We start from the raw sequence: 25,954 nt of genomic DNA, 5'->3' as shown, positions 1-25,954 counted from the left end.
GGCATAATGAGATGACGACAGCGATAAGCGACGTAGAAATTAAGGGAGCTATAAAGAAATTCGGATCAAATATTGTTCTTAATTCCATCGATTTAGAAGTAAAGCAGGGTGAGCTTCTCACCTTGCTTGGCCCTTCTGGGTGCGGGAAATCGACCACTTTAAATTTAATTGCGGGTTTTCTTGAGGCTGACCAAGGAGATGTGTTTATTAAAGGAAAAAAGGTGACAAAGGTGCCTCCATATAAAAGAGATTTGGGCATGGTTTTCCAAACGTATTCTCTTTTTCCACATATGACGGTTTATGACAACTTAAACTTTGGCTTAAAATTAAGAAAAATTGCCAAATCAGAACAAAAAAAGAAAATCGATCGCGTCCTTGAACTTGTGAAGTTATCAGGGTTAGAACAACGCTATCCGCGGGAACTCTCAGGTGGACAAAGACAGCGAGTAGCCATCGCTAGAGCGTTGGTTGTCGAACCGGAATTATTATTATTAGATGAGCCATTATCGAACCTTGATGCGAAGTTAAGGCATGAGCTTCGCTTAGAAATCAAAAGGTTACAAAAAGAAATCGGTGTAACGACTATCTTTGTTACCCATGATCAGGAAGAAGCCCTATCGCTTTCCGATCGTGTCGTAGTCATGAATGCAGGTAAGATTGAACAAATTAGTACGCCGACATCCATCTATAAACATCCAAAAACCGAATTTGTTTTTCAATTTATCGGTAAATCTAACTCTTTTGAAGGTATGGTTACATCAACAGATCAAGAGCGGATTATGGTTCAAGCCGGTCAAGAAGTCACATCAGTAAGTTGGGATAATGTGATCGGAGAGAATCGCACCTTCCAAAAAGGGGATGAAGTGAAGTTATACATTCGCCCAGAGAACATTCATATTTCTGAGTCACAAGAGGCTGTCGATGGGTATGAACTACATCCGGCGAAAATCACACAACTGAATTACTTAGGGACTTCATGGGAAATAGATGTCGCATTTATGGGGAAATCACTGCAAATATTAACAAATGAGTACCGTTCATCATGGAAAGAGGGAAGCGAGGTGTTTGTTGGATGGAAGCCGCAAGAGCTCAAAATTATCAGAAAAGAGTAGCACCTAAGGAACAACCACCGCAACAAGAGAAGCGCGCGAAAAAACGGAAGCCATGGGCACCTGGCTTATTATTGTTAACACCAATCCTCTTGTTCTTATTTGGATTTTTTGTTGTACCGATGCTATATATTTTGTACTTAAGCTTTATTTCAACTGATAACTTAAGTGGTGAAGGAGCTAGTTACAGTTTATCAAACTATATCACGCTTTTTACCGATAGCTATTATTTAAACTCTTTATGGGTTACGGTTAAGATTAGCTTATTATCTAGTCTAGTTGCGCTCGTATTGGGTTATCCAATCGCCTTGACGATGGCAAAGGCTTCAGCAAAAATACGAGCACTTATTACACTACTCATTGCTTCACCGCTTTTAGTTAGTATTGTTGTTCGTAATTTTGGCTGGTATTTATTACTTCTACCGAATGGGACCGTTAATACACTATTAATGGATCTGGGTCTAATTAGCAAGCCTATGAATCTATTGTTTTCAGAGGTTGGTGTCATTATAGGTCTTTCAAACGCCTATTTACCATTTATGGTACTAGCTATAGTCACAAGCTTATACAATATTGACCCATCATTAGAGAAGGCATCAGCCATATTAGGTGCAAGCCCATTAAGGAACTTCCTATCGATTACATTACCACTGAGCTTACCAGGTATTGTCTCTGGTTGCGTTTTAGTCTTTAGCTTATCGATGAGTGCCTACGTAACACCGGCGCTTATGGGTGGAGCGAATGTGCCTGTGATGCCAGTTGTTGTATACGACCAAATTAATAACCTCTTGCAATGGACATTTGGATCGGCATTATCATACGTTTTGCTTGGGACAACGCTTCTATCAGTCTTTTTATTTACTCGAGGGTTTGAGAAGAGTAAATTCAAGGAGGTGTTCCGTTAATGAATGCCATCGGGAAATTACGCGGAGCATTAGCTGTTATTGGGATTATCTATATCCTAATCCCACTAATCGCTGTCATCCCTGCATCATTTACAAAAGCAAGCTATCCAAGCTTTCCGCCAGAAGGATTTTCGTTTCAATGGTATACGAAAATCTTAGAAAGACCTGAATTCATTGACGCCTTCATGAATAGTTTGCAATTTGCCGTGCTTGCTGCCCTATTTGCTGTTATATTCGGCACACTAGGTGCACTAGCAATTGCCAAGTATGATATTCCCGGAAAGTCAGTGATTACATCCTTTTTAACGGCGCCACTTAGTGTACCTCAGCTTGTATTAGGGATAGCATTATTAATTTACTTTACACCATTAATGCTCGCGGGTACGTCAATAGGATTCCTGATTTCACATATTATCATTTGCATTCCATACGTCATTCGTTTAGTGTTAACCGGCTTAAGTGGTTTTGATTATAATTTAGAAAAAGCCGGAGCAATCTTAGGCGCCAACCCATGGACGGTCTTCTGGAAAATCACGCTTCCATTAATCCGACCAGCAATTATCTCAGGTGGCCTTTTCGCTTTCTTAACATCCTTTGATAATGTAACGGTTTCACTCTTTATGATCTCACCTGAAACACGTACTTTACCAATTGAAATATTCTCTACCATGCAAGATGCTTACAATCCAATTGTTGCCTCTGTATCCAGTGTTGTTATATTCATCTCCGTGATTCTCATCGTCATATTAGAGAAAATCCACGGTGTCGGAAAAGTTTTTGGTGGAGGTCATCATTAATCATTTCTTTTATTTGGCTAAACGCGCACATTTTTTTTGTGCGTGTTTTTCCTCGTTAATGACAACAATAGCAGGGAAAAACAAAGAAGGTCTTGAAAGTTAGACTAATAAATGTATAAGGGTGGACGTAAATGAGAAAATTGAAAGAAATTTATCGGTATCTGTTATTCCGGATGTTTGGAAGAAAGTCTAGAAATACAGGATGGACATTATTTGCTCCATTAAAGGTCGTTCCTGAATATATAATTGATATAGAAAATGGCCAAGTGACTGGGCTAGTAAAGTATGATGAGAAAGTTTACTTGACCGTTGTTGTAGATGTTCTGAACGAAAAAACTTTGGTAAAAGGAAGTCTAAGAAGGATTCATAAACATACTAAACCTTTTAAACAACACAACTATATAGAAATGATTGAAGCAGAAGCTAAATATTTGATTGAACCAAATGAGTAATTTTTTTCATACAAACCTGAATGTAACAAAAAATTGAATTCTGAACCTATCAGGTCTCACAAAATTTACTACTTTTAGGAAAAAAATCTAAATTCCTTATCATTTATTGAAGAAGTACAGGTTGGAAACATCAAGTGACCTTAACAGCTATAAAAAGAACAGGGATTCCTACAATTGGTCACAAAATAGGAATATTGTATCATGAAAAAAATGAAAAATAGTAAGTTTGTCCAAGCACAACTGTGATTATTACATATAATGACCTGTGAATTATATTAATTTAGGGGGTAATAACATCATGGTTGAATGTAACAGAAATGCCTCAGGCAACTGTTCGGAGGCAGAAGGGGCGAATACAATTGCAAGTGGTGCTTCTTCTCATGCGGAAGGTATTGATACTGTAGCAAGCGGCGTTTCTTCTCATGCAGAGGGAAGTACTACAACGGCAGCAGGTGAGGCTTCTCATGCGCAAGGATATGGTAGTCAATCCTTTGGTGGATCTTCCCATGCAGAAGGCTCCTCTACTCAATCAATTGGCGTAGCCTCTCACAGTGAAGGATTTAACACGTTTGCTATCGGTGAAGCTTCGCATGCGGAGGGAAACAATACAGTATCTGAAGGAGATGCGTCGCATGCAGAAGGAGTAAATACCGTTGTTTCTGGAAATTCTGCTCATGCAGAAGGAAGCGGCTCGCGGGCGCTTGGCACAGCCTCTCATGCAGAAGGATTTCAAACTGAAGCAAGCGGTACTGTCTCACATGCAGAGGGATCTGCGTCACTGGCTTTCGGTGAAGCTTCTCATGCAGAAGGGATTCAGTCTACCACAATCGGAGTAGCCGCTCATGCAGAAGGCATTAATACGCAAGCGACGGGAGCATATTCCCATGCAGAAGGAAGTAACACGCAAGCAACGGCTGAAGCTTCCCATGCAGAAGGAAGGGCGAGTATTGCAATCGGGCCCGGTGCCCATGCAGAAGGAATCCTGACGACTGCAGAAGGTTTAGCTGCTCATGCAGAGGGTGAAGAGACGTTGGCAAGTGGGGAGAACTCTCATGCAGAAGGATTTTCAACCGAGGCAAGTGGAGCATTTTCCCATGCAGAAGGTTTTTTTTCTAATGCGACAGGGCCAAACTCTCATGCAGAAGGAAGTCGAACAATAGCCAGTGGCCCTAATTCCCATGCAGAAGGAAGTCAGACAATAGCGACAGGAGATCATTCACACGCTGAAGGACAAGAAACAACAGCGAGTGGAGCTATGTCTCATGCAGAAGGGATATTCACCATTGCAAGTGGCCAAATGTCCCACGCAGAAGGAATAAATACTAATGCAGCAGGTTTTACAGCTACACATATTATGGGTCGTTATGGAGATGTAGAGGAAGATTATTCATGGTTTATTGGTAATGGAACGAGTAGTATTAGTAGAGGTTTAGGTGCAAAATGGCTAGCCAGTAACGGAGAAATGTACATTGATGGGGCTTCGTATAATACTGGTGGAGCTGACTTCGCAGAAATGTTTGAAACTGTAGATGGTAAAGAAATAGAAGTGGGGTACTTTGTGACACTCGTAGGAAATAGAATCAAAAAAGCAACCTCAGATGATTATATATTAGGAATTACGAGCGCGACTCCTAGTATTATAGGTAATAGTGCAGGATTAAGCTGGCAGGGGCGTTATCAATTAGACGAATGGGGGAGAAGACAATATCAGGAAGTAGAAATCCCAGAAATTAAGGATAAAGAAGGAAATATCCTTATTCCAGCGAGCAAAGAAACCCAACCTGTCATAAATCCATTGTGGGATGCACAAAAAAAATATATTCCACGTGAGAAACGTGCAGAGTGGGTACCGGTTGGTCTAGTGGGGCAAATTCTTTTGAGAGATGATGGCAGTTGTGAAGTGAATAGTTATTGTTGCCCTAATGATGAAGGGATAGCAACACAATCAGAGGAAGGTTTCCGTGTGATTAAAAGGACAGGTCCCAATCAGATACTTGTTTTGTTGAAGCCTAATGATGGTGAAAGTAGACTGTTCATTAATAAGATACAGGACTTGGAGCAACAAAATAAATCAAATCAAACTGAAATTTTTCAACTCAAAGAACAACTATCAAAGCAAAATCAGATGTTACAACAGCTATTGGATAATAAATCATGACCATCCTTTAACACATGGTTTGCCCCAACCTATTAATCATGGTAATTATGTTTCGTATCTGCATCTTCTTTATACCATTTAGCAACGTTCCTCATTTGTTAATTCTTCTGTCTCCATGCTAAGCAACGGTTAATAGGCGGGGCTTATGCTGTTTTTGCTTCGCCTAAACACCGCCTATGTCTTAAAGGGTATCCGTGTGAAGAATTGAATAAGATGGAAACGATCCAGCACATGAATGGCAGAAGGACCTCATTTATAAGTAATGTAGCTTACTACTATCATGTCTTTTATAATAAATCTTTTTTAACTTTTTGATAGAGTATACTTTGTAGTAAAGAAAGCCAAGAAGAAAGTATTTAACATGCTACTAATGAAACAAGCAAGCGGCCCTTAGGCGGCTTGCTTGTTATTATCCGTTAAGTTCTGTGTTTTGTATCGCTGGTTTAATATATTTACAGAATAATTTCCTCGAGATAGGACCGACGATTAATAACTGTGATGGAAGGGCTACAATGATATTTAAGGCTACTGTTTTTAAATAAGCGGTTAAAATAGAACCTTCAATCCCGACCGTTATCATTGTCAAGATTGTTCCGTATGCTGACATGATGACAACCATCATAGGAACCATACAAAAAGCAAAAACAATAATAAAGTTTAATTCTTTTGTTTGGTCATAAGGTAGAGATCTTGCCAGTTTGTGTGCGATTGGCTCAACGAAAGACTCTGCAATAAAAGCAACAATAAATGTTATAACAAATTGAATCAAAGCTTTTTCTACGCTATACGATGAAAACCCGTGTAAAGCAGAGTTGTAAACAGACATGATTAAAACCATCCCAAAACACATGAACAGGCCAAAAATAATGCCTTCTTTTTTATTACTAGGCAAATGAAAAACAACCTTTCTTTTTAGAGAATAAATGTAATTATATCCGTTCCACTTTTTCTTCATAAGTGACATTTCTGTGAATTTTACTAAGAGATTTAATTTCCTTAATAAAGCTTTTTGAGTTTTTAACTTAATAAAATCTAGTTTTTCGCTCGTTTAAAATTTATAAAGGTAGAAGTTTAATCAATAGGTACCATTTTCTAGAATCTTAAATGGTGTGCGGAATTTGGAGGGGGTAAGTAGAATATAAATTTGACAAATATTTGAAGGAAGCAGAGCAGAAGATTGAAGAAACATTAAACTAAAAGAAGATGCCCAGACATCAAAGGTTGCGTGACTTATTTTTAATAATTTGCCGATTTTAGGGTATTCGTTTTAACTCAGGGTAGTAACATTTCAGAAGTAAGTGACCAAGTGAAAATGAGATAAAGCTAGCTTTTGAAGAATTCAAGGAATCTTTAGCTTAGGTACATTTATTCACAATCTGTACAGGAAGCTACCCCTCTTATGGAATAAGAAAAGCCGCCTGGTTTTGGCAGCTCAACCTGAACAAGAGCCCACCATTAATAAAAGGGCGATGTATAATTATTTGTATAGAAAAACTCTTATTCATGTAGAATCAAATGCTATGTAAAATGTAATAAAATATAATTGATAAACATAATAAAATTATAAGGATAAATTGAATGCAAACTCCGATTATACTCAGGATTCTACCTCTTGCTGCCCATTTAGTTTCTCCAATGTATTCCCTGTCTTTAATTACCTTAGAAGAAGTCAAAATCCCGAATACTCCAAATATAATCCCGATATATGGTAATAATATAGACGTTACTCCTAATATCATGGGAAAACGACTTTGTTTAAATGTAGAATCCAAAAATAGTTCCTCCTATATAGAATAATATTATTCATTTTATTCCACTCTAATTGGATTAATACGAGTTTATTATAAAAAAACCATCCAATTAAGATTACTAGAGGAGAACAAATCATATGATTTGGATTTTAGAAGCCGTAGCAACAATATTGGATGGTCTTTTATCAATAAGGGATTTTTTGAAATATAAAAAAAAGTAGAAACTTAATCAAGCTAGAAAGGTTTAACGTGCAAATGTCTACTAAGTAATTACAACTATTATATGAATGTATCATTACCTTGTTTAAAGTTGAAGCAAAGGGGAGATAGGCTTAGATGGTATGAGAAATTGGTCAAAATGGAAATCATAACCCATTTCGTGCAATAAAAGAAACAAGCAGTGATGATGCTTGTTTCTTAAATCATTTTTGCAGTATATATTGAAAACACCGTTTCGCAGTTGCTTCCGGTGCAACGAGAATAGGGGTGTTTGTTGTTACTTGGTTAGCTACATGTGCCATGCTGTATTGCGAGAGGACGATGACGTCTACTTTCCCATCCATTTCCGTCACCATTCCCCGGACTCTTTCGTCATGTTCTTCTTTTTTCCCTTGGAAGAGTAAATGAATGATGCCAGGATCAACAACAGATTCAATGGCACAGTTTGGTTGGCGTGCTTGTAAGTAATTAATTAGCGCTTCAGGTGTTTCCCTGACGGTAGAGATTAATCCGATTCGATTATACTCTAAAGCCTCATCTAGCATCGCTTCGTCTGAACGGAACATTTTCACCCGACAAAGTGGTTGAAGGATTGTGGTTAAAGGGTTGAATGCCGAACATGTTAGCTGAATGCAATCAGGGCGAGCTTCCGCCGCTAAGGAGACAGATTTTGAGAAGCGACGAGCAATTTCCGGTGTCAATGAGCCGCTTTCTTCAATCATCGTCAGCAAGTGAGTATCCATAAAATGTAATAATTCAACTTCAGGCGCCACTTTTCTGAACGCTTCTTCTATAGGCTTTAAGGCAGTCGTTGTTGCGTGTATTAAGGCAACCTTCATTTTATCTATCACCTCATCCTTTCCGCTTCGTGCTTTCCTTTCCGAGCAGTTAATTGTATTCTCTATAGTATATCTAATAAACAATGAAAATAGTATAAAAACTAATGAAGGAGAGAAAGAGATGAATTGGGATTGGCAGAAAAGACTTTCTCCGGAGAAAGGAAAACCTTACTTTCAACAGTTGATGAGCTTTTTAGAACAGGAATATCGGCATCATACGATTTATCCTGTAAAGGAAAATATCTTTAATGCGTTGGAATACACGAGCTTTGAAGAGACGAAGGTAGTGATACTTGGTCAAGACCCCTATCATGGTGCCAATCAGGCGCATGGCTTAAGCTTTTCGGTCCAACCTGGTGTAAAAATTCCTCCGTCTTTACGAAATATATATAAAGAATTAGCAACAGATATTGGTTGTCCCATACCTAACCATGGTTGCCTCATTTCTTGGGCGAAGCAGGGGGTATTATTATTAAATACGGTATTAACAGTAAGAGAAGGAGAGGCCAATGCTCATCGCGGGAAAGGATGGGAAGAGTTTACGAATCATATTATTACTTCTTTCAATCATAGAGAGAAGCCTGTTATTTTTGTGTTGTGGGGAAAACCAGCGCAAGCGAAGTTAAAGTTAATTAATACAGAAAAACATGCCACTATCCTCGCTCCCCATCCGAGTCCGTTATCAGCCCATAGAGGCTTCTTTGGTAGCAAGCCATTCTCAAAAATCAATCAAAAATTGCTAGAATGGGGAGAAACACCGATAGATTGGAAAATAGACAATATATAAGACTTTTCGTCATGTTTCACGTGAAACGGAAGGGAGGTTGTCGAATTGCCAGAGCAAAAGCTAAGCTGTGTGAAATGTAAATATTTTTATGTTACATGGGATCAAAGATTTCCAAGAGGTTGCAAGGCATTTGGTTTTAAAACAAAAAAGTGGCCATCGGTGGAGGTTCTTGCTGCATCAGGGCAATCGTGTTTGCGTTTTGAAAAGAAGAACTGATACACTGTAGGAAGAAAAAGATGGTAGATGAAGTAGGTGAATACATGAGTATTTCAATCGAGAAAATGCTAAGTAAAATGGAAGCTGAGATTAATGAGGCGAAAGGTTTAAACGAGTCGGCAGTAAGAGAAAGAGTCCATGCTATTAAAACGCTGTGTGAAGTGATTCTTGATCAATCAACGGGAGCAGTAAGGGCGGCGCAAACGCAGCAACAACCCATGGTAACTCCCCAGACGAATAATCCCGCGCCTCAACAGGTGAGCCTGAATGAAAAGCCAATGAAAATGGGTGATGAGGCAAACGGTGAGTCGATTTTTGATTTTTAAGGAGTTGTGCTTGTTTTACCTGTTATACTAAATACATACTTAAAAGAAAGAGGCTGAAAATAAATGAAGCTATTCATTATTATTGGAGCGATTTTTGCCTTTCTAGCCGTTGCATTTGGTGCGTTTGGAGCCCATGCATTAGAAGGTAAAGTAGTAGGCAAGTATATGGATAATTGGCAAACAGCTGTACAATATCAAATGTTCCATGCTATTGGGATTTTTATTGTTGCTTTATTATTATCAAAAATGCCGGACTCTTCCTTATTAACTTGGTCTGGCTGGTTAATGGCATTTGGTATCTTATTTTTCTCTGGAAGTTTATATATTTTAGCATTAACGAAAATCTCCATATTAGGCGCCATTACACCTATTGGTGGTGTAGCATTCCTTATAGGTTGGGTACTTATTCTCGTGTTTGCTGTAAAACACCTATAATCATAAGGAAGGGCTGAACATTTATGATGTTCAGCCCTTTTTTTCATTATCTTGGGTTGTATTGAGTTAATTGCGCCGGATAATAGTATTCAATCTCCTCAGGAAAAACAACATAATCTAAATAAATCATTGGGATTAAGTAGCGCTCACCTGTTTCGGGATCACTAATAATGACATGATCACGTCCAGCTGCTTCAATGATGCCTTTAAACACTTTGGCATTCCACTGTGAGTTGTTTTCAAATGTTGTATAGATAGATGCAAGCTTGCCGCGGTTTAATCTGAGAATATTTTCAATATAGGATTGTTCCATTGGCAGTTGACCTGTTGATTGACCTTGAACGTTCGTCGGCATCCCTTGTGTTGGTATGTTTACTTGAGGTGGTTGAGTGTTGTAATTATTCTGTTGAGGTTGCTGCTGATATTGGTTAAGTTGCTGTTGTTGTTGGGGATACCCTCCATAATAAGGATAACCTTGTTGAGTCATTGCACTTCCCTCCAAATAAATTAATAAACAGATGGGCAATCTGATTCGGTAGGGATGTAAAAACAGTGTGATTTAAACCTACCTGAATTCCATTGGTTATACCATTGTGCTGGACAATCGCCACCTGGTCTAAAAAACCATAAAGCATTACTAGCAGGGTGTTGCCTTTCGCCTTTTAAAGCTCTTCTTGCTAAGTTCAATTCATTCGATCGTGCCGCTTGATAAAAATAGCCTTTCTGGGTTGCTTCAAACCCGCCAGGATTTTGAAAAACCATCTGTCTAATGGATGTAATGTCTTTAAAATCCAAGCAATTACCAAGGACGCGATTGACGCCGACATTGCCAACCATTAGCATACCAAGATTACCATCACCTTCTGCTTCTGCACGCAAAAGTCTTGCAAGTAACTTTACATCTGCTTCTGTGTAGGCTATCACACCCATACAATCACCTCTTAACAAGTTTGCCATGTTGCTAGATAGAGGCTTATTCATAAACTCACTATTTATAACTATGTATAAGCCTTTTCTTTTATGACAAAAAAACTCCCGCCAATAAATTGACGGGAACCATTTCGTTTAATTAACATGTAAAAACTTATTTACACCATTTTCTGGTAAAAGATTACCAACATAGAAGGCACCGAACTCTCCGTAACGAGCACTTACTTCATCAAAACGCATTTCGTATACGAGCTTTTTGAACTGTAGTACATCATCGGAAAATAAAGTGACGCCCCACTCATAATCATCAAACCCGACTGAACCAGTGATGATTTGTTTGACTTTCCCAGCATAAGAGCGTCCGATGAGGCCGTGGCTACGCATTAGTTCACGACGTTGATCCATCGGAAGCATATACCAGTTGTCTTCACCTTGTCTGCGCTTATCCATTGGGTAGAAACAAACATATTTCGCTTGCGGAAGAGTAGGATATAATCGACTTCTTATATGAGGATTCTGATAAGGATCTTCATTAGAATCTCCTGCCATATAGTTACTTAATTCAACGACAGATACATAAGAGAAAGTCGGAACCGTATATTCTGCTAATTTTGTTTTATTAAATTCATTTTCTAGCTCATTTAGTTCTTCCATTGTTGGGCGTAAAAGCATCATCATAAAGTCTGCTTTTTGACCGACAATCGTATATAGTGCATGGCTACCTTGCTCGGCAGCTTGCGTTGTGTTCCATTTATCAACCAGTGATAGAAATTCGTGAATAGCGGCTTCACGTTCATCGCTAGAAATCATTTTCCATGTAGTCCAATCGATGGCACGGAAGTCATGGAGACAATACCAGCCGTCAAGAGTTTTTGCTGCTTCGTTCATTGTCATCGCTCCTCATATATGTACTATTTACTTCATGTTTACTATAACATAGTTTAGCCAGCAAACCACACGATTAAAACTAGCTCGTGTTGATTAGTTATTTTGCTTAATGGATAGGTTATAAGTATGATATGAAAGAAGCGTATCATTGCACTGTTTGATTTAAAGGATTTCATTTTTTAGAATTAACCGACATTTGTCTTTTCTATTGCTATTTAACGAGCGGTCTATTGTAATGGAGGAAGAGAAAAATAATTCATTTAAATGATTAATTGGAGGGGCTTATAGATGAGCAACTTATTTGAAATAATGAAAGCAAAAATAACTGGGAAGAGCTTGAAAATCGTTTTTCCTGAAGGTACAGATGCTAGAATTCTTGTTGCTGCCAGTCGCTTAGCTGAGGAAGGCATTCTTGCACCTATTTTACTTGGAGATCAAGAGACAATTACTAATCAGGCCGCTAAACTAGGGGCTTCTTTAGTGAATTGTACAATCATTGACCCGAAAAAAAGTGAGTTTATGGATGAATTGATTCCTGCATTCGTTGACAGGAGAAAAGGGAAAGTAACAGAGGAAGAAGCAAAGGGAATTCTTTTGGATGAAAATTATTTTGGGACGATGCTTGTTTATGTAAACAAAGCAGACGGCTTGGTAAGTGGGGCGGCACACTCAACAGCTGACACTGTCAGACCGGCATTACAAATCATTAAAACAAAAGCAGGAGTGAAACGGACCTCTGGCGTATTTATTATGGTTCGCGGGGAAGAACAATACGTATTTGCTGACTGTGCGATCAATATTTCCCCGGATGCAGAAGGATTAGCAGAAATCGCTGTAGAGAGTGCAAAAACAGCAAAAATGGTAGATATTGATCCTCGTGTGGCCATGTTGAGCTTTTCGACAAAAGGATCTGCCATTTCTCCAGAAACGGATAAGGTCATTGAGGCAGTAACTATGGCAAAAGAAAAAAATCCAGAGCTTGTCATTGATGGAGAGCTTCAGTTTGACGCAGCGTTCGTTCCGTCTGTCGCAGAAAAGAAAGCGCCGGGTTCACCCATCGAGGGACAAGCAAATGTCTTTGTATTCCCAAGCCTGGAAGCAGGGAATATTGGCTATAAGCTAGCGCAAAGATTAGGTGGATTTGAAGCGGTAGGGCCAATTTTACAAGGTTTGAATCAACCGGTTAATGATCTTTCTCGCGGTTGTAATGAGGAAGATGTCTATAAGCTTGCGATTATTACGGCTAGCCAAGCTTTAGCTGAATAGTAAAGGAGCAGAGGGAATGGAAGAGGCTTTAAATTTATTAGAACAGAAAGAATGGCGTATCATTGATCAGTCGCAATCAGGGCGATTTGTCAGTGCCCTTCACTCTTTCGGTATGGATGATACTTTATGCGCTTCGGTTGGGTCGGGACTCTCTCCTGCTACTGCAAGAAGCTGGGTGCATGACCGCACAATCGTACTTGGTATTCAAGATACAAAACTGCCTTTTATTAACGAAGGGGTTCAATTTTTACAACAACAAGGCTATGACTGTATTGTGCGAAATTCAGGTGGGCTTGCAGTTGTCCTCGACGAAGGTGTCTTGAATATTACGTTAGTATTGCAGGAAACGGAAAAAGGCATTGATATTAACCGTGGATATGACGCGATGTGGTTTTTGGTGAAAGAAATGTTCGCTGATTTTCCCGTAGAGATTGAAGCGAAGGAAATCACCAAGTCCTACTGCCCGGGGAGTTATGATCTGAGCATAGGCGACCAGAAATTTGCAGGTATTTCACAACGTAGGTTGCGAAAAGGTGTCGCTGTGCAAATCTACCTTTGTGTAAATGGTAGTGGTAGTGAACGAGCGCAACTCATTCAAGAATTTTATCGTATTAGTAAAAAGGATGAAAAGACTAAGTTTGTTTATCCTGATATTGATCCAACAGTAATGGCTTCGCTAGCAGAATTGCTACAAACGGAATTCACCATAGAAGATGTGATGCTCCGCTTTCTACAGACATTAAAAAAACATAGTGGCACGCTTCACTCAGGTCAGTTAACCGTCACTGAAGCGCCAATGTTTGAAAACTATTTCGACCGTGTAGTCGATAGAAACGAAAAAATCATGAACAAGAAATAATATGGGGCTGGGCAACTTCGATATAAATCTTAATCTAGTAAGTAACGCTCAATTAAAAAATAACTGAGTAGCTGGTTCAGCCTTTTACTCAGTTATTTTTATAAGTGTTTGTGACAAAGCACATTCATATCATTTATTCTGCTAGTTTTTCTAAATTGCCATTACGATCCATTTTGAATTTAGTAGCAGTTCTTTCTTCATCATCTAAAATCGCTAATTTTCGAGCACGGTTCATAATATTCATTAATGTCTCGTAATCTTCTTGGATAGTGACACTATTCTGCTCTAGCTTACTTACTCTTGCTTCTAATTCTTGGTTTCTAGCCTTTAAGGAAGCATTCTCGCGCTTAAGTCTTTCATTCTCATTTTTTAAGATCTCCAGTTTCATACTTGAGTGACTTAATGATTCAAGGTATTGAATGACACTGGCCATCGTCATATTAGATGATGAAGTTTCCTCCGTTTTGAATATAGGTGTTTGCACTTCTTCAGTAGGAGTCACATTAGGTGTTGTCACTTCAGGTTCTTCAAATAGTAAATCATTCATTGGCTCCATCGCTGCTTCTACGTCATCTAATGTAGGCACGGGTGGTGAATATAATAGTTTCTTCTTTCCACCTTGATCTTTGCCGAGCATTCTTTGTCGTTGTTTTCTTTGTTTCTTTGCTAGTTGAAGGGCTTTTTCATATTGATGCCTTACAACTGCATTCCAGCGAAAACCACAAGCTGCTGATGTGCGATTCAACTTATCGCCAACCTCTTCAAATGCATTTAATTGCGTACTACCTTCACGTACATGCCTTAAAACCGTTTCTGCTAATAATAAATCATTTTCCTCTGACCATGCATCTTGACGTACTTTCATGATCTCAACTCCCTAAATTTTTATAATAGTTAAGCTTTAGCAATAGGATTGTCAAGAATACAAGGTTTTATACATTCTATGTTTGAAAGGATAGTAGAAGATGATTTCTAATAGATACGTATGGTAAATGATGTTAAAAATGTCGAAAAAAATTCTCATTTCGCCAAAAAACAACTAGGACAGGGGTTCTCTTGCGCAAGAGAGGTTGGTCTATTACATTCGGGGGGTGAAACAAAAGAAAGAGAAAGATATAATAGGGGAAGAAAAAACTGATGAAGAGCAGTCAAATGTTTAAATATAAAAAAAGAAGTTAATATATTGTTTTGGTCTATGTGAAAAGGGAGGTGTCATTATGTCATATGCGACAGAAAAATTAACTGAGGAAAAGGTATTCAAAGATCCTGTTCATCGTTATATTCACGTGAAAGATCGTCTTATCTGGGATTTGATCGGTACAAAAGAATTCCAACGTCTACGCAGGATTAAACAGTTAGGAACAACCTTTCTTACCTTTCACGGAGCGGAACATAGCCGGTTTAATCATTCGCTTGGTGTCTATGAAATTGTTAGGCGAATTGTCGATGATGTCTTCAAAGGGCGTCCAGAGTGGAATGACGACGATCGTTTATTAACCCTTTGTGCAGCATTGTTACATGATTTAGGTCATGGGCCGTTCTCTCATTCCTTTGAAAAGGTATTTGGCTTAGATCATGAAAATTTCACAAAGAAAATTATCCTCAGTAATACAGAAGTTAACCAAGTGTTAAGGCGAGTGAGTGATAATTTCCCTAAAAGAGTAGAAGAAGTAATTGCGAAAACGTCTAAAAATAAATTAGTTGTCAGTTTAATTTCTAGTCAAATTGATGCTGACCGGATGGATTACTTACAAAGAGATGCCTATTTTACAGGCGTGAGTTATGGTCATTTTGATATGGAGCGTATTTTACGTGTGATGAGGCCAAGGGAAGACCAGGTTGTGATTAAACAAAGTGGCATGCATGCTGTTGAGGATTACATAATGAGTCGATACCAAATGTATTGGCAAGTGTATTTTCATCCTGTAACGAGAAGTGCAGAAGTGATATTAACAAAAATTCTCCATAGGGCAAAGGCTTTGTATGAAGAAGCTTATCAGTTTAAACAAGCCCCTGCGCATTTTTATTCTTTATTTAAAGGGGAAATAACAGTGGATGATTACATTCATCTCGATGAATCAATTGTTCTATACTATTTCCAAATGTGGCAGTGGGAAGAAGACGAGATTTTAAGTGATTTAGCGCAACGTTTCTTAGATCGCCATCTCTTTAAGTATGTTGAATTTGACCCGGCCAAGGAATATAAGAAGCTGTCAGAGCTGTCTATATTATTTTTAAAAGCGGGAATTGACCCTGAATATTACTTAGTTGTCGATTCTTCCTCTGATCTACCCTATGATTTTTATCGACCGGGTGAAGAAGAAGAGCGTTTACCAATTCATTTATTATCGAAAAACGGAGAGGTAAGGGAATTATCGCGGGAATCATCGATTGTGGATGCCATCTCAGGTAAAAGGCGGACAGACCATAAATTATACTATCCTGCCAATCTTCTCCACGATGAAGGGCAACATAAAGAGATTAAGAAACAAATACGAAAATTACTAGATATAGAGTAAAAAAGTTCGAATGAAACGTAAAAAATAATTAGGAGATGAATCAATGTGCTGAAAGACCATGCAAAAATCATTCATGCCATTGCTGCCTCGGATGAAATTGTTGGCCGTAAAAAGCTACAAAAAATGATTTACATTGCAAAAAAAATCAATTATCCATTTCATGAGAAATTTGCCTTTCACTTCTATGGACCCTATTCAGAAGAACTCACTCTTCGGATTGAAGAACTGTGCAATATGGGATTTTTGAATGAAATCAAAGAAAAAAAAGGTGGATACTATCAATATCGTTATACATTAACTGAATCGGGAACAGAATTTCTAGAATTAAATAAAGTAAATATGCCTCATTTAAAAGACTGTCTCGTAGATATGAATGGACAATCAGCAAGATTTCTAGAGCTAGTATCCACTGTCTTATATTTCGAGGACCTGCCTAAAGAAGAAGTAAAGGAAAAGATTTTCACACTCAAAAGCAAACAACGCTATACAGAAGAAGAGATTAACCAAGCTTATTATTATATCGATACCTTAAATACAAAAGCCGCTATCCTTTCATAGGAGCGGTCTTTTTAATATTGTGATGCTCGTGTGAAAAGGCGCGACTTCTATGTAATAAAAATCGGGTGTTTCCGTTATTTAAATGAGGAAATAGAGATGCAAGATAGTTTGCGCGTCACTCAGAAGGAAAAACGAGGATGACACATAGCTTATGTTTGTACGCTTTTTTAAGTAATCGAAATGTAATCGCTCTTTATATTTGCAGATTGTGGTACAACATTTAACTAATTTCGGTTTCTCTTCAAGACTAGTGCAATGTCTGATAGAAATCGGAGCTTTTTTCTCTATGGCTGATTGGATTCATGCGGAAATGCGTCAAAAAAGGCAATGGAAGAAAAAATTGATTGGATATAGACAGAGAAAAGGGTATCCACAATCATTCGCAAAGATAGCTGCAGAACAAAAATGTCAAAGCTTTCCTAACCTGAGGGAAGGGCGATTAAAATATGTGTAAATCCAACAATACATTATTGTAGTAAACAGATACAAAAAAATAACCGGCACCAACGTATAACTAAGATCATCGGTACCGATAGATTTCAATCTTGTATTTATTGGTCGCTCAAACGCTTGCCACCAACAGCGTAATGGTTCTTGCTCATTTCTTCGATAAATACAGTGATGTTTTCATTTGGAGCACCTGTTGTTTCGCTCACGGCTACTGTGACTTTTTCTACGAGTGCTTTCTTTTGATCTTCTGTGCGTCCTTCAAGCATTTTAACAGTTACGTATGGCATAAGTTCTTCCTCCTAAATGAAATTCGCGCTGTTTCTGAACAACGATTATTTTAAGTTTTCCATATTTTCTTCATTTAGACAAGCAAATTTATAGTAGCGCATGATTTCCTTATTGCAGGAATAATGCGTTATACTTTAATATGTATGACAAAGATAGGGTCTACATATGGTTAAAGAAAAGGTATAAAACACTCATTTTTGAGTTGAAAAAGGGGATTAAAGTGTGGAACAATTTTTAGCCTATCCACTTAGGGATATTCCCTATGTAGCTATCACGTTAATTATTGCCTTCACTCTTCATGAGCTTGCCCATGCGTGGGTCGCCTATAAATTTGGTGATCCAACGGCAAAAAATCAAGGCAGATTGACGTTGAATCCCATTAGTCATTTAGACCCGATTGGGACACTCTTAATTTTTATAGCGGGTTTTGGGTGGGCGAGACCAGTCCCTGTAAACCGCTTCTTTTTTAAAAGGCCAAGGCTTGCTGGTGTGTGCGTTTCCTTAGCTGGTCCATTGAGTAATTTTGTTTTGGCTACATTTGCTTTAGGGTTATGGTATTGGTTAATTGGAAATGGTTATACAGTGCCTGAATCGTTGCTCGCGTTTCTCAATATTTTTATTGGTCTAAATATGCTTCTTTTCATATTTAATTTAATCCCTTTGCCACCTTTAGATGGCTATCGGGTGATAGCGGATTTAGTACCAAATGATTGGCGAGCGAAGATGACGTCAATTGAGAATTATGGAGGTCTTATTTTTCTCATCCTTGTGATTACACCGCTCAGTCAATATACGATTAGCCCTATCCTGAATACATTACTTCCAGCGATTATGGAAAACCTAAGCGCATTCTTTTATACATTATTTGTGAGATCATAGATGAAGGAGGAGTTTCAAATGGCAGAAAATAAGAAAAAAATGGAGTTTAATATTATTAAAAGTGACCCAACCGAAGGGCATGGTGGATTCGGGGCCGGTGCGTTTAGTTTAGATAATGTTTCGCCGGTTATTATTGATGTCAATGAAAAAGAGGCTTCAATCGAGGTTGGGGCAATGCATGCCCGCAGCCCACAAGAAAGAGGAATTAAGTTTTTAAAAACAAAAGAGGAAGTCCCTAATGGAAAGCCGTATTGGTTAATTTGGGTAACGGTAGAACGCGGAGAAAAAGGTACGTATTATGCAGGAGTTACCGCTTGTGAATTTACAGTTGATCGTTCAATTAGAAGAGGGTATAAGTCCCTTCCTGAACATGTGAATCGAATGGATAAATCAATCAAAGGTCAAGTCATTGTTGATCATATGGATGATTCTTCTAAAGAAGTATTAACAAAATTCTTACAAGATTATGATGCAGGTATGTGGGAAAGATCTTCAGAACAGCTAAAAACAGATTTGCAAGTATAAGAGACAAATTCAGCCATAATTGTGGCGTATTTGTGACAGTTTATTGAAGGAATTTACAAAGTATTGCTTCATGTGGATAAAAAAAGTAAACTTAATATTAGTGCAAAGCACTGTATAGAACTAGGACACGAAAAACCTCGGCAGCTACTGTCGAGGTTTTTCATTATTTCTACTATTGCCATGTTTGTGAGCGAATTATGAAGTCCATGGTAATATCTTCTTGTACCAAGGCTTTTTTTCCTTAGGAGTTGGCTCTTTCTCTATTTGTTTTTCCTCTGCACCATATTCAGGAAGGTGAAGCGAACAGTATTCTGTTGGTTCGGTTCCCTTAATAAAGTAGGTAAGGCGTTTGTCAGGGCAATTTTCCGTTGCTAGTTTGCCAGTGGAAGGTTCAACATAAACGCCCACCGTGTTTTTTGTTGGTGTAAACTGGCGGACGGGTAAGCCCTGGTGCGCATCTTCCATATAATTCCCCCAAATTGTCTTTGCAAACGCCTTTTCCTTCACAAGGTCGATCGTTTGATTATCATCGTAACCTGTCCATACAGCGGTAACGAGCTGGGGAGAGAATCCAGCCATCCAGCTATCAGTCTCTGTCGAACCAGACTTTGCTGCGTAAGGTCTTGTGAGTTGATCGCTAATAGTGGATCCAGTCACACTAGCATAACCATTCAATGTCTGATCAAAAATGCCTGTCATCATCTCTGTTACGACAAAAGCGGTATCCTTATCTAATACTTGCTCATTTGATCCCTTAGCCTCGTAAAGGACGTCACCTTTATAATCCTCAACTCTTGTTATAAATACAGGATCAGTACGCTTACCACCATTCGCTAACATGCTGTATGCATTGGCAAGCTCTGTTACTCTTAATCCGGATGTACCGAGTGCAAGTGAAGGAACTTTGGCCATTTTAGACTGAATACCAAAATCTTTAGCGGTCTTAACGAGTGTTTCTTCACCTAAAAATAAGTGGGTTTTCACAGCATAGATATTATCCGAAAGCGCTAGTGCCTGCGCCATTGTAATCTCTCCATCTGCATACTTATTATTAAAATTGTGAGGTGCATAGGTTGATTGTCCATCGTCAAACCGAAAAGTTGTAGGTTTGCTCATTACTGTTGATGCTGGTGTAAACCCTTGTTTAATGGCCGCATAATATAAAAGGGGCTTCATTGTAGATCCAGGCTGTCTGATCGCTTGTAAAGCTCTATTAAATGAGCTCTCTTCGTAATCCGTTCCGCCAACCATTGCTTCCACATGTCCATTTTTAGGATTCATTGATACGAACCCAACTTGCATGGAAGTATCTTCTGTCATCACTTCTTCAATTGTTTTCTCTGCTATCTCTTGTTTTTGGCGATCTAGGGTTGTGTAAACGCGTAAACCACCAAGTTCAATCATTCTTTCATCAAGATCCAATTGAGATTTTAGAACGGCTTTGACTGCATCTTGAAAGTAGGGGGCAACAGTGTTCACATAATATTGATGCTCACCAACGAAAGTAAGCTCTTCATTGAAAGCATTGGCCATTTCCTCTTTCGTAATATATTGATTTTCTACCATAGAAGTTAAGATTAACTTCTGCCGTTGTTTTGCTTTCTCAAATGAGGCAAGAGGTGAATAGACACTTGGTCCTTTTGGAATACCTGCGAGCATAGCGGATTCAGCCAAAGTTAAATCAGCTGTATCTTTTCCAAAATAAAACTGACTAGCTGCTTGTGCACCATAAGCCCTGTTACCGTAATAGATTGTATTTAAATAGCCTTCTAGTATTTGCTCTTTTGTGTAACTCATTTCTATTCTTAGGGTATAGAACGCTTCTTTTATTTTCCTAGTCCACGTTTTATCTTGATCGAGAAAGAGGTTTTTAGCGTATTGCTGACTAATTGTACTCGCACCTTGTACCTTTGCCATTGCTTTTAAGTCTGCTAGCAAGGCGCCAGCAATTCTTTTATAATCAAAGCCATGATGTTCATAAAAACTCTGGTCTTCAATCGCGATCGTTGCATGGATTAAGTCTGGAGAAATATCAGTAATATCCGCCCAATACCTTTTCTCACCTGTGTGACTTTCACCAATAATAGACTCGTCACTTGCCATATACAAAGTGGATTGTGGTACGGCAAGTGGAGGAGGACCTAAAATTTTGGCATAAATGAAAATACCGATGAGCAGGCAGACTACTAACCCTAAACCTACTAAGCTACAAATGACGAGTGCTCGCAAATATTTACCTGCATTTCTAAAGCGTTGATTTGTCATGATTTCCACATATACCACCCCCATTTTAATGTGTCTCGTATACATATAGTATTGAAAATTATAGGGTATTTTAAACATGCATATTTTTGATCACACGAATATCAAAACTTTGTATTGAAAACCCCCGAATGGGTCAAATAGGGAGAGAAAAGTCAAAGACAGGAAAGAAAAGAGAAGTCAGGATAGCAAACATCTAAATCGGTTCAAACCTAGAGCCAAAAAGCCAAAGACTGGTCCAATTTCATAATAATCAGTGTGAAGATTCTATTTAGCCTATTCCACTCTTTAACTGGTATCTGCTTTTTAACAAAATTTTCACTTGCAATTTTGCTAGAATCCTCTATACTTTTCTCATGTTTGTCATTTTGCTTTTCGGGAACGATAAGGTTAAATGAGGCACTTTTTATTTAGAAAGGATTGAAGAATAATGAGCATTTGGTTTACTGAAAAACAAACAGAAAACTTCGGTATCACGATGAAGGTGAATCGAACTTTACATACGGAACAGACAGATTTTCAAAAGCTAGACATGGTAGAAACAGAAGAGTGGGGCAATATGCTTCTTCTAGATGATATGGTTATGACTTCTGTGAAGGATGAGTTTGTTTATCATGAAATGGTCGCTCATGTGCCTTTATTTACTCACCCAAACCCTGAGAATATCCTTGTTGTCGGTGGTGGAGACGGAGGCGTTATTCGTGAAGTGTTAAAGCACCCTAGCGTGAAAAAAGCGACACTTGTAGATATTGATGGGAAGGTTATTGAATTCTCGAAAAAATACTTACCAGAAATTGCAGGAAAGCTTGAAGACCCGCGTGTAGAAGTAAAAGTGGGCGACGGTTTCATGCATATTGCTGAAAGTGAAAACGAATATGACGTCATTATGGTCGATTCAACAGAACCAGTAGGTCCAGCTGTTAACTTATTTACAAAAGGTTTTTATGCAGGTATTGCTAAAGCATTGAAGGAAGATGGATTATTCGTAGCGCAGTCAGATAATCCGTGGTTTAAAGCAGACTTAATCCGCAATGTTCAAAAGGATGTCAAAGAAATTTTCCCAATTACACGTCTATATGTGGCGAATATCCCTACTTATCCTAGTGGATTATGGGCATTCACTATCGGTTCGAAAAAGCACGATCCTCTAAAAGTGGAAGAAGAGCGTTTCCATGAAATAGAGACGAAATATTATACAAAAGAACTACATCAGGCTTCATTTGTACTACCAAAATTTGTTCAAGATTTAGTGGAATAAGGAGGTCCCTCTATGCGCTTTGATGAAGCTTATTCAGGAAATGTGTTTATTAAAAGTCATCCGCATTATGAAGACAGCCGTGCTGTTATTTATGGGATGCCAATGGACTGGACAGTCAGCTATCGTCCTGGTTCAAGATTCGGCCCAACAAGAATAAGAGAAGTGTCCATCGGTCTTGAAGAGTATAGTCCTTATTTAGATCGCGAACTAGAAGAAGTGAAATTTTTTGATGCGGGAGATATTCCATTACCATTTGGAAATCCGCAAAAAAGTATCGATATGATAGAGGAATACATTGATGGCCTACTGGCAGATAACAAATTCCCTATTGGTATGGGTGGGGAGCATTTAGTTAGCTGGCCTGTCATAAAGGCGATGTATAAGAAATACCCTGACTTAGCAATTATCCATATGGATGCACATACAGATTTACGAGATGATTACGAAGGAGAACCGCTTTCTCATAGTACACCAATCAAGAAGGCGGCTAACCTCATTGGTCCAACAAACGTCTATTCATTTGGCATTCGTTCTGGTATGAAAGAAGAGTTTCAATGGGCTAAAGAAGTCGGCATGCATATTTCTAAATTTGAAGTGTTAGCACCTTTGAAGGAAGTACTACCAAAATTGGCGGGACGTCCTGTTTATGTGACGATTGATATCGATGTCCTTGACCCTGCACATGCGCCGGGTACAGGTACGGTTGATGCTGGGGGTATCACATCTAAGGAGCTTTTAGCCTCTATTCATGAGATTGCTCATGCTGATGTGAATGTTGTTGGTTGTGACCTAGTCGAAGTAGCCCCTATTTATGACCCGTCAGAACAAACTGCGAATACAGCTAGTAAGCTTATTCGGGAAATGATTTTAGGTTGGGTGAAATAAATTTTATAATGCGAACAAATTCCCGGATTAAGAGAATTTGTTCGTTTTTTATTTGATTTTGTGTTTATGCATGATGTAAAAAGTTCCATAATGTCTTTTTCATCAGAAAAGACTCTGGTCGTTGGGGGTATACTAGTGGTCAAAGTTGTTCTTGTATAATTATTCACGACTGGCAGATAACTTTAATTTGTTTTATACTAATAAGGTTATAGAATTTTCGTTTGAAACGGTATAAAGGATGTGGAGGGATTGTCGAAAGTTTTAGATGATCAAATTCCTGTAAAAATAAATGTGAAAACGACCATCCATGATGGGAATAGTAAGGATACTTTTGAATTAACGGCGGTTGGTCGATACTATAAAAAAGGGAATGCTAGATATCTTCAATATGAGGAAGAGATGGATGTAGGCATGGTGAAAACCATTGTAAAAATGACTGAGGATGACGGTTTAATCTTACGAAGTGGTTCAATAAAAATGCGCTTGCCATTTAAAATGCATCAATCTTTAAGAGGCAATTATACGACCCCATATGGTGTGTTTAATTTGAAAACTTTAACGAAAAGAATGGTGCATGAGTTTAAAGAAGAGACAAGCAATGGCTCCATTGATTTGATGTATGATTTACACATGCAAGGAGCTAAAGCAGGGACCTATCATCTAACCATTGCATTTGAGGAGGAAAACTGAGTGAATATCGTTGAACAAGTGCAACACAATTTGAAACAGGAAATTAAACAAGCGGTCATTAAAGCTGGCTTGGCAGAAGAAGGACAAATTCCTGATGTGATTCTAGAAATACCAAAAGACAAAACGCATGGTGATTATTCAACAAATATGGCGATGCAACTTGCGAGAGTTGCAAAAAAAGCGCCAAAAATGATTGCTGAAGATATTATTACTCACTTTGATCAATCAAAAGCTTCAATTGAAAAGATGGAAATCGCTGGGCCGGGATTTCTGAATTTTTATATGGATAATCGTTATTTAACGAACTTAATTCCTACCGTGTTAGAAGCAGGTGAAGCGTACGGTCAAACAAATGTAGGTAATGGCACAAAAGTTCAAGTAGAGTTCGTTTCTGCTAATCCAACAGGTGATTTACACCTCGGCCATGCGCGCGGGGCAGCGGTTGGTGATTCATTATCCAACATTCTTGCGAAGGCAGGCTATGATGTTACACGTGAATACTATATTAACGATGCCGGCAACCAAATTAATAATCTCGCTTACTCTGTAGAAGCCCGTTATTTCCAAGCGTTAGGTATGGAAAAAGAGATGCCTCAAGACGGTTATCATGGGGAGGATATTATTAATATCGGTAAAACACTTGCTAAAGAACATGGTACTGAGTATGTCGATTACGATGCCCAAGAGCGTTTTGACACTTTCCGTGAGTATGGCCTGAAATATGAAATGGAAAAATTAAAAAATGACTTGGAAGATTTTCGTGTTCCTTATGATGTATGGTATTCAGAGACTTCACTTTATCATAATGGTAAAATCGATCGTGCATTGGAAGCGTTAAAAGAGAATGGTCATATATACGAAGAAGATGGTGCAACATGGTTCCGCTCTACTACTTTTGGTGATGACAAAGACCGTGTTTTGATTAAAAATGACGGATCTTATACGTACTTAACACCAGATATTGCTTATCACAAAGATAAATTAGAGCGTGGATTTGAAAAAGTTATTAACGTTTGGGGTGCAGACCACCACGGTTATATCCCGCGTATGAAAGCAGCCATCCAAGCGCTTGGTTATAGTAAAGAAGCCCTTGAAGTTGAAATTATTCAGCTCGTTCATTTATATAAAAATGGCGAGAAAATGAAAATGAGTAAACGTACAGGTAAAGCAGTAACAATGCGTGATCTCGTAGAAGAAGTCGGTTTAGATGCGACTCGTTATTTCTTCGCGATGAGAAGTGCGGACACTCATTTAGATTTTGATTTAGATTTAGCTGTATCTCAGTCTAACGAGAACCCTGTATATTATGCACAGTATGCACATGCACGTATTTCAAGCATCTTAAGACAAGGGGAAGAACAAGGATTAGTACTCGACGATCAAGCTGACTTTTCATTAATCGGAGCAGAGAAAGAGCTAGATGTATTGAAGAAAATTGGCGAATTCCCACAAGCAGTAGGTGAAGCAGCTGAGAAGCGTATGCCTCACCGAATTACCAATTATATCTTTGACTTAGCATCTACTTTCCATAGCTTCTATAATGCTGAAAAAGTCTTAGATAGCGAGCAGCTTGAAAAATCAAAAGCAAGACTAGCACTAATTAAAGCGGTGCAAACAACATTGAAAAATGCATTAGCATTAATCGGTGTATCTGCACCTGAAAAAATGTAAGAGACAAAAAGCGTCCACTCAATGTAGTGGCG

28 protein-coding genes are annotated in these 25,954 nt (G+C 38.5%); 20 read left to right on the top strand and 8 right to left on the bottom strand.

The features are described 5' to 3' along the window. Window positions 1–11 precede the first annotated feature (11 nt). The 5 genes from MHH73_RS21235 to MHH73_RS21215 all read left to right on the top strand — a co-directional run bounded on the left by MHH73_RS21235 (window position 12) and on the right by MHH73_RS21215 (window position 5,421). Entirely contained in the window at window positions 12–1,112 is a 1,101-nt protein-coding gene (locus tag MHH73_RS21235) for an ABC transporter ATP-binding protein (RefSeq protein WP_341069314.1), read from the top strand. Beyond that, complete coding sequence (locus MHH73_RS21230) at window positions 1,073–2,014, top strand: ABC transporter permease (RefSeq protein ID WP_341069311.1); 942 nt, start codon at window positions 1,073–1,075, stop codon at window positions 2,012–2,014. The genes MHH73_RS21235 and MHH73_RS21230 overlap by 40 nt, the downstream gene beginning before the upstream one ends. After that, the gene (locus MHH73_RS21225) at window positions 2,014–2,811 is read left to right on the top strand and encodes an ABC transporter permease (RefSeq protein ID WP_341069307.1); all 798 of its coding nucleotides are present in this window, start codon (window positions 2,014–2,016) and stop codon (window positions 2,809–2,811) included. Before MHH73_RS21230 ends, MHH73_RS21225 begins: the two co-directional genes overlap by 1 nt. A gap of 131 nt (window positions 2,812–2,942) precedes the next feature. After that, a complete protein-coding gene (locus MHH73_RS21220; protein WP_341069304.1) occupies window positions 2,943–3,263 on the top strand; it encodes a hypothetical protein in 321 nt (106 codons plus the stop codon). Window positions 3,264–3,561: 298 nt separating this feature from the next. Then, entirely contained in the window at window positions 3,562–5,421 is a 1,860-nt protein-coding gene (locus MHH73_RS21215) for a peptidase G2 autoproteolytic cleavage domain-containing protein (RefSeq protein ID WP_341069300.1), read from the top strand. A gap of 409 nt (window positions 5,422–5,830) precedes the next feature. On the opposite strand, the gene MHH73_RS21210 is transcribed toward MHH73_RS21215, so the two are convergent. Both MHH73_RS21210 and MHH73_RS21205 read right to left on the bottom strand, forming a co-directional pair. Then, window positions 5,831–6,271 (bottom strand): DUF2798 domain-containing protein, encoded by a 441-nt coding sequence (locus tag MHH73_RS21210; RefSeq protein ID WP_341069868.1) that lies wholly within the window; start codon window positions 6,269–6,271, stop codon window positions 5,831–5,833. 1,323 nt (window positions 6,272–7,594) lie between these two features. Further along, on the bottom strand, window positions 7,595–8,230 hold the full coding sequence (locus MHH73_RS21205; protein WP_341069298.1) for an aspartate/glutamate racemase family protein: 636 nt from the start codon (window positions 8,228–8,230) through the stop codon (window positions 7,595–7,597). 121 nt (window positions 8,231–8,351) lie between these two features. Here MHH73_RS21205 and MHH73_RS21200 point away from each other — a divergent pair, with 121 nt between their 5' ends. From MHH73_RS21200 to MHH73_RS21185, 4 genes are all read left to right on the top strand, one after another. Next, a complete protein-coding gene (locus tag MHH73_RS21200) occupies window positions 8,352–9,017 on the top strand; it encodes a uracil-DNA glycosylase (protein WP_341069296.1) in 666 nt (221 codons plus the stop codon). 45 nt (window positions 9,018–9,062) lie between these two features. Beyond that, the gene (locus MHH73_RS21195) at window positions 9,063–9,233 is read left to right on the top strand and encodes a uracil-DNA glycosylase (protein WP_191816323.1); all 171 of its coding nucleotides are present in this window, start codon (window positions 9,063–9,065) and stop codon (window positions 9,231–9,233) included. 20 nt (window positions 9,234–9,253) lie between these two features. Then, entirely contained in the window at window positions 9,254–9,559 is a 306-nt protein-coding gene (locus MHH73_RS21190) for a YwdI family protein (RefSeq protein ID WP_341069293.1), read from the top strand. A 63-nt stretch (window positions 9,560–9,622) separates the two neighbouring features. Further along, window positions 9,623–9,994: a DUF423 domain-containing protein gene (locus MHH73_RS21185; RefSeq protein WP_191816319.1), complete on the top strand. Its 372-nt coding sequence runs from the start codon at window positions 9,623–9,625 to the stop codon at window positions 9,992–9,994. A 46-nt stretch (window positions 9,995–10,040) separates the two neighbouring features. Here MHH73_RS21185 and gerQ read toward each other — a convergent pair whose 3' ends face one another. From gerQ to hemQ, 3 genes are all read right to left on the bottom strand, one after another. Next, window positions 10,041–10,481: a spore coat protein GerQ gene (gene gerQ, locus MHH73_RS21180; RefSeq protein WP_191816316.1), complete on the bottom strand. Its 441-nt coding sequence runs from the start codon at window positions 10,479–10,481 to the stop codon at window positions 10,041–10,043. 20 nt (window positions 10,482–10,501) lie between these two features. Then, window positions 10,502–10,924 (bottom strand): cell wall hydrolase, encoded by a 423-nt coding sequence (locus MHH73_RS21175; RefSeq protein WP_191816315.1) that lies wholly within the window; start codon window positions 10,922–10,924, stop codon window positions 10,502–10,504. Window positions 10,925–11,059: 135 nt separating this feature from the next. Next, window positions 11,060–11,812 carry a hydrogen peroxide-dependent heme synthase gene (hemQ, locus tag MHH73_RS21170; protein WP_341069289.1) on the bottom strand — a complete coding sequence of 251 codons (753 nt, stop codon included), beginning with the start codon at window positions 11,810–11,812 and terminating at the stop codon, window positions 11,060–11,062. Window positions 11,813–12,100: 288 nt separating this feature from the next. On the opposite strand from hemQ, the gene pta reads away from it, so the two are divergent. After that, window positions 12,101–13,078 (top strand): phosphate acetyltransferase, encoded by a 978-nt coding sequence (gene pta, locus MHH73_RS21165; protein WP_191816313.1) that lies wholly within the window; start codon window positions 12,101–12,103, stop codon window positions 13,076–13,078. A 16-nt stretch (window positions 13,079–13,094) separates the two neighbouring features. After that, window positions 13,095–13,937, top strand: a complete 843-nt coding sequence (locus MHH73_RS21160) for a lipoate--protein ligase family protein (protein ID WP_191816311.1) — start codon at window positions 13,095–13,097, stop codon at window positions 13,935–13,937. A 133-nt stretch (window positions 13,938–14,070) separates the two neighbouring features. Here the strand turns inward: MHH73_RS21160 and MHH73_RS21155 are convergent, their stop codons facing one another. Further along, the gene (locus tag MHH73_RS21155) at window positions 14,071–14,802 is read right to left on the bottom strand and encodes an RsfA family transcriptional regulator (protein WP_225230713.1); all 732 of its coding nucleotides are present in this window, start codon (window positions 14,800–14,802) and stop codon (window positions 14,071–14,073) included. A 352-nt stretch (window positions 14,803–15,154) separates the two neighbouring features. Here MHH73_RS21155 and MHH73_RS21150 point away from each other — a divergent pair, with 352 nt between their 5' ends. The 3 genes from MHH73_RS21150 (at window position 15,155) to MHH73_RS21140 (ending at window position 17,468) form a co-directional block, all read left to right on the top strand. Then, complete coding sequence (locus MHH73_RS21150) at window positions 15,155–16,456, top strand: HD domain-containing protein (protein ID WP_191816309.1); 1,302 nt, start codon at window positions 15,155–15,157, stop codon at window positions 16,454–16,456. 45 nt (window positions 16,457–16,501) lie between these two features. Beyond that, window positions 16,502–17,014 carry a YwgA family protein gene (locus MHH73_RS21145; RefSeq protein WP_191816307.1) on the top strand — a complete coding sequence of 171 codons (513 nt, stop codon included), beginning with the start codon at window positions 16,502–16,504 and terminating at the stop codon, window positions 17,012–17,014. Window positions 17,015–17,300: 286 nt separating this feature from the next. After that, a complete protein-coding gene (locus tag MHH73_RS21140) occupies window positions 17,301–17,468 on the top strand; it encodes a hypothetical protein (protein ID WP_341069281.1) in 168 nt (55 codons plus the stop codon). A gap of 97 nt (window positions 17,469–17,565) precedes the next feature. Here MHH73_RS21140 and MHH73_RS21135 read toward each other — a convergent pair whose 3' ends face one another. Beyond that, on the bottom strand, window positions 17,566–17,751 hold the full coding sequence (locus MHH73_RS21135) for a 2-hydroxymuconate tautomerase (protein WP_191816303.1): 186 nt from the start codon (window positions 17,749–17,751) through the stop codon (window positions 17,566–17,568). A gap of 223 nt (window positions 17,752–17,974) precedes the next feature. On the opposite strand from MHH73_RS21135, the gene MHH73_RS21130 reads away from it, so the two are divergent. Both MHH73_RS21130 and MHH73_RS21125 read left to right on the top strand, forming a co-directional pair. Next, complete coding sequence (locus MHH73_RS21130) at window positions 17,975–18,631, top strand: site-2 protease family protein (protein WP_191816301.1); 657 nt, start codon at window positions 17,975–17,977, stop codon at window positions 18,629–18,631. An 18-nt stretch (window positions 18,632–18,649) separates the two neighbouring features. Then, the gene (locus tag MHH73_RS21125) at window positions 18,650–19,156 is read left to right on the top strand and encodes a YwhD family protein (protein ID WP_191816299.1); all 507 of its coding nucleotides are present in this window, start codon (window positions 18,650–18,652) and stop codon (window positions 19,154–19,156) included. A 195-nt stretch (window positions 19,157–19,351) separates the two neighbouring features. Here the strand turns inward: MHH73_RS21125 and MHH73_RS21120 are convergent, their stop codons facing one another. Next, window positions 19,352–21,430 carry a transglycosylase domain-containing protein gene (locus MHH73_RS21120; protein ID WP_341069279.1) on the bottom strand — a complete coding sequence of 693 codons (2,079 nt, stop codon included), beginning with the start codon at window positions 21,428–21,430 and terminating at the stop codon, window positions 19,352–19,354. 418 nt (window positions 21,431–21,848) lie between these two features. Between MHH73_RS21120 and speE the strand changes: the two genes are divergently transcribed. From speE to argS, 4 genes are all read left to right on the top strand, one after another. Beyond that, window positions 21,849–22,676 (top strand): spermidine synthase, encoded by an 828-nt coding sequence (speE, locus tag MHH73_RS21115; protein ID WP_191816295.1) that lies wholly within the window; start codon window positions 21,849–21,851, stop codon window positions 22,674–22,676. A gap of 12 nt (window positions 22,677–22,688) precedes the next feature. Further along, window positions 22,689–23,561: an agmatinase gene (gene speB, locus MHH73_RS21110; RefSeq protein ID WP_191816292.1), complete on the top strand. Its 873-nt coding sequence runs from the start codon at window positions 22,689–22,691 to the stop codon at window positions 23,559–23,561. 249 nt (window positions 23,562–23,810) lie between these two features. Next, a complete protein-coding gene (locus tag MHH73_RS21105; protein ID WP_225230711.1) occupies window positions 23,811–24,251 on the top strand; it encodes a DUF1934 domain-containing protein in 441 nt (146 codons plus the stop codon). Further along, window positions 24,252–25,922 (top strand): arginine--tRNA ligase, encoded by a 1,671-nt coding sequence (gene argS / locus MHH73_RS21100; RefSeq protein ID WP_191816290.1) that lies wholly within the window; start codon window positions 24,252–24,254, stop codon window positions 25,920–25,922. Window positions 25,923–25,954 lie beyond the last annotated feature (32 nt).

This window comes from Cytobacillus sp. FSL K6-0265 (genome assembly GCF_038003465.1).
Taxonomy (GTDB): Bacteria; Bacillota; Bacilli; order Bacillales; family Cytobacillaceae; genus Cytobacillus; species Cytobacillus stercorigallinarum.
Note: the sequence above shows the minus strand (reverse complement) of the source record. Positions and strands in the feature narration are given on the sequence as shown.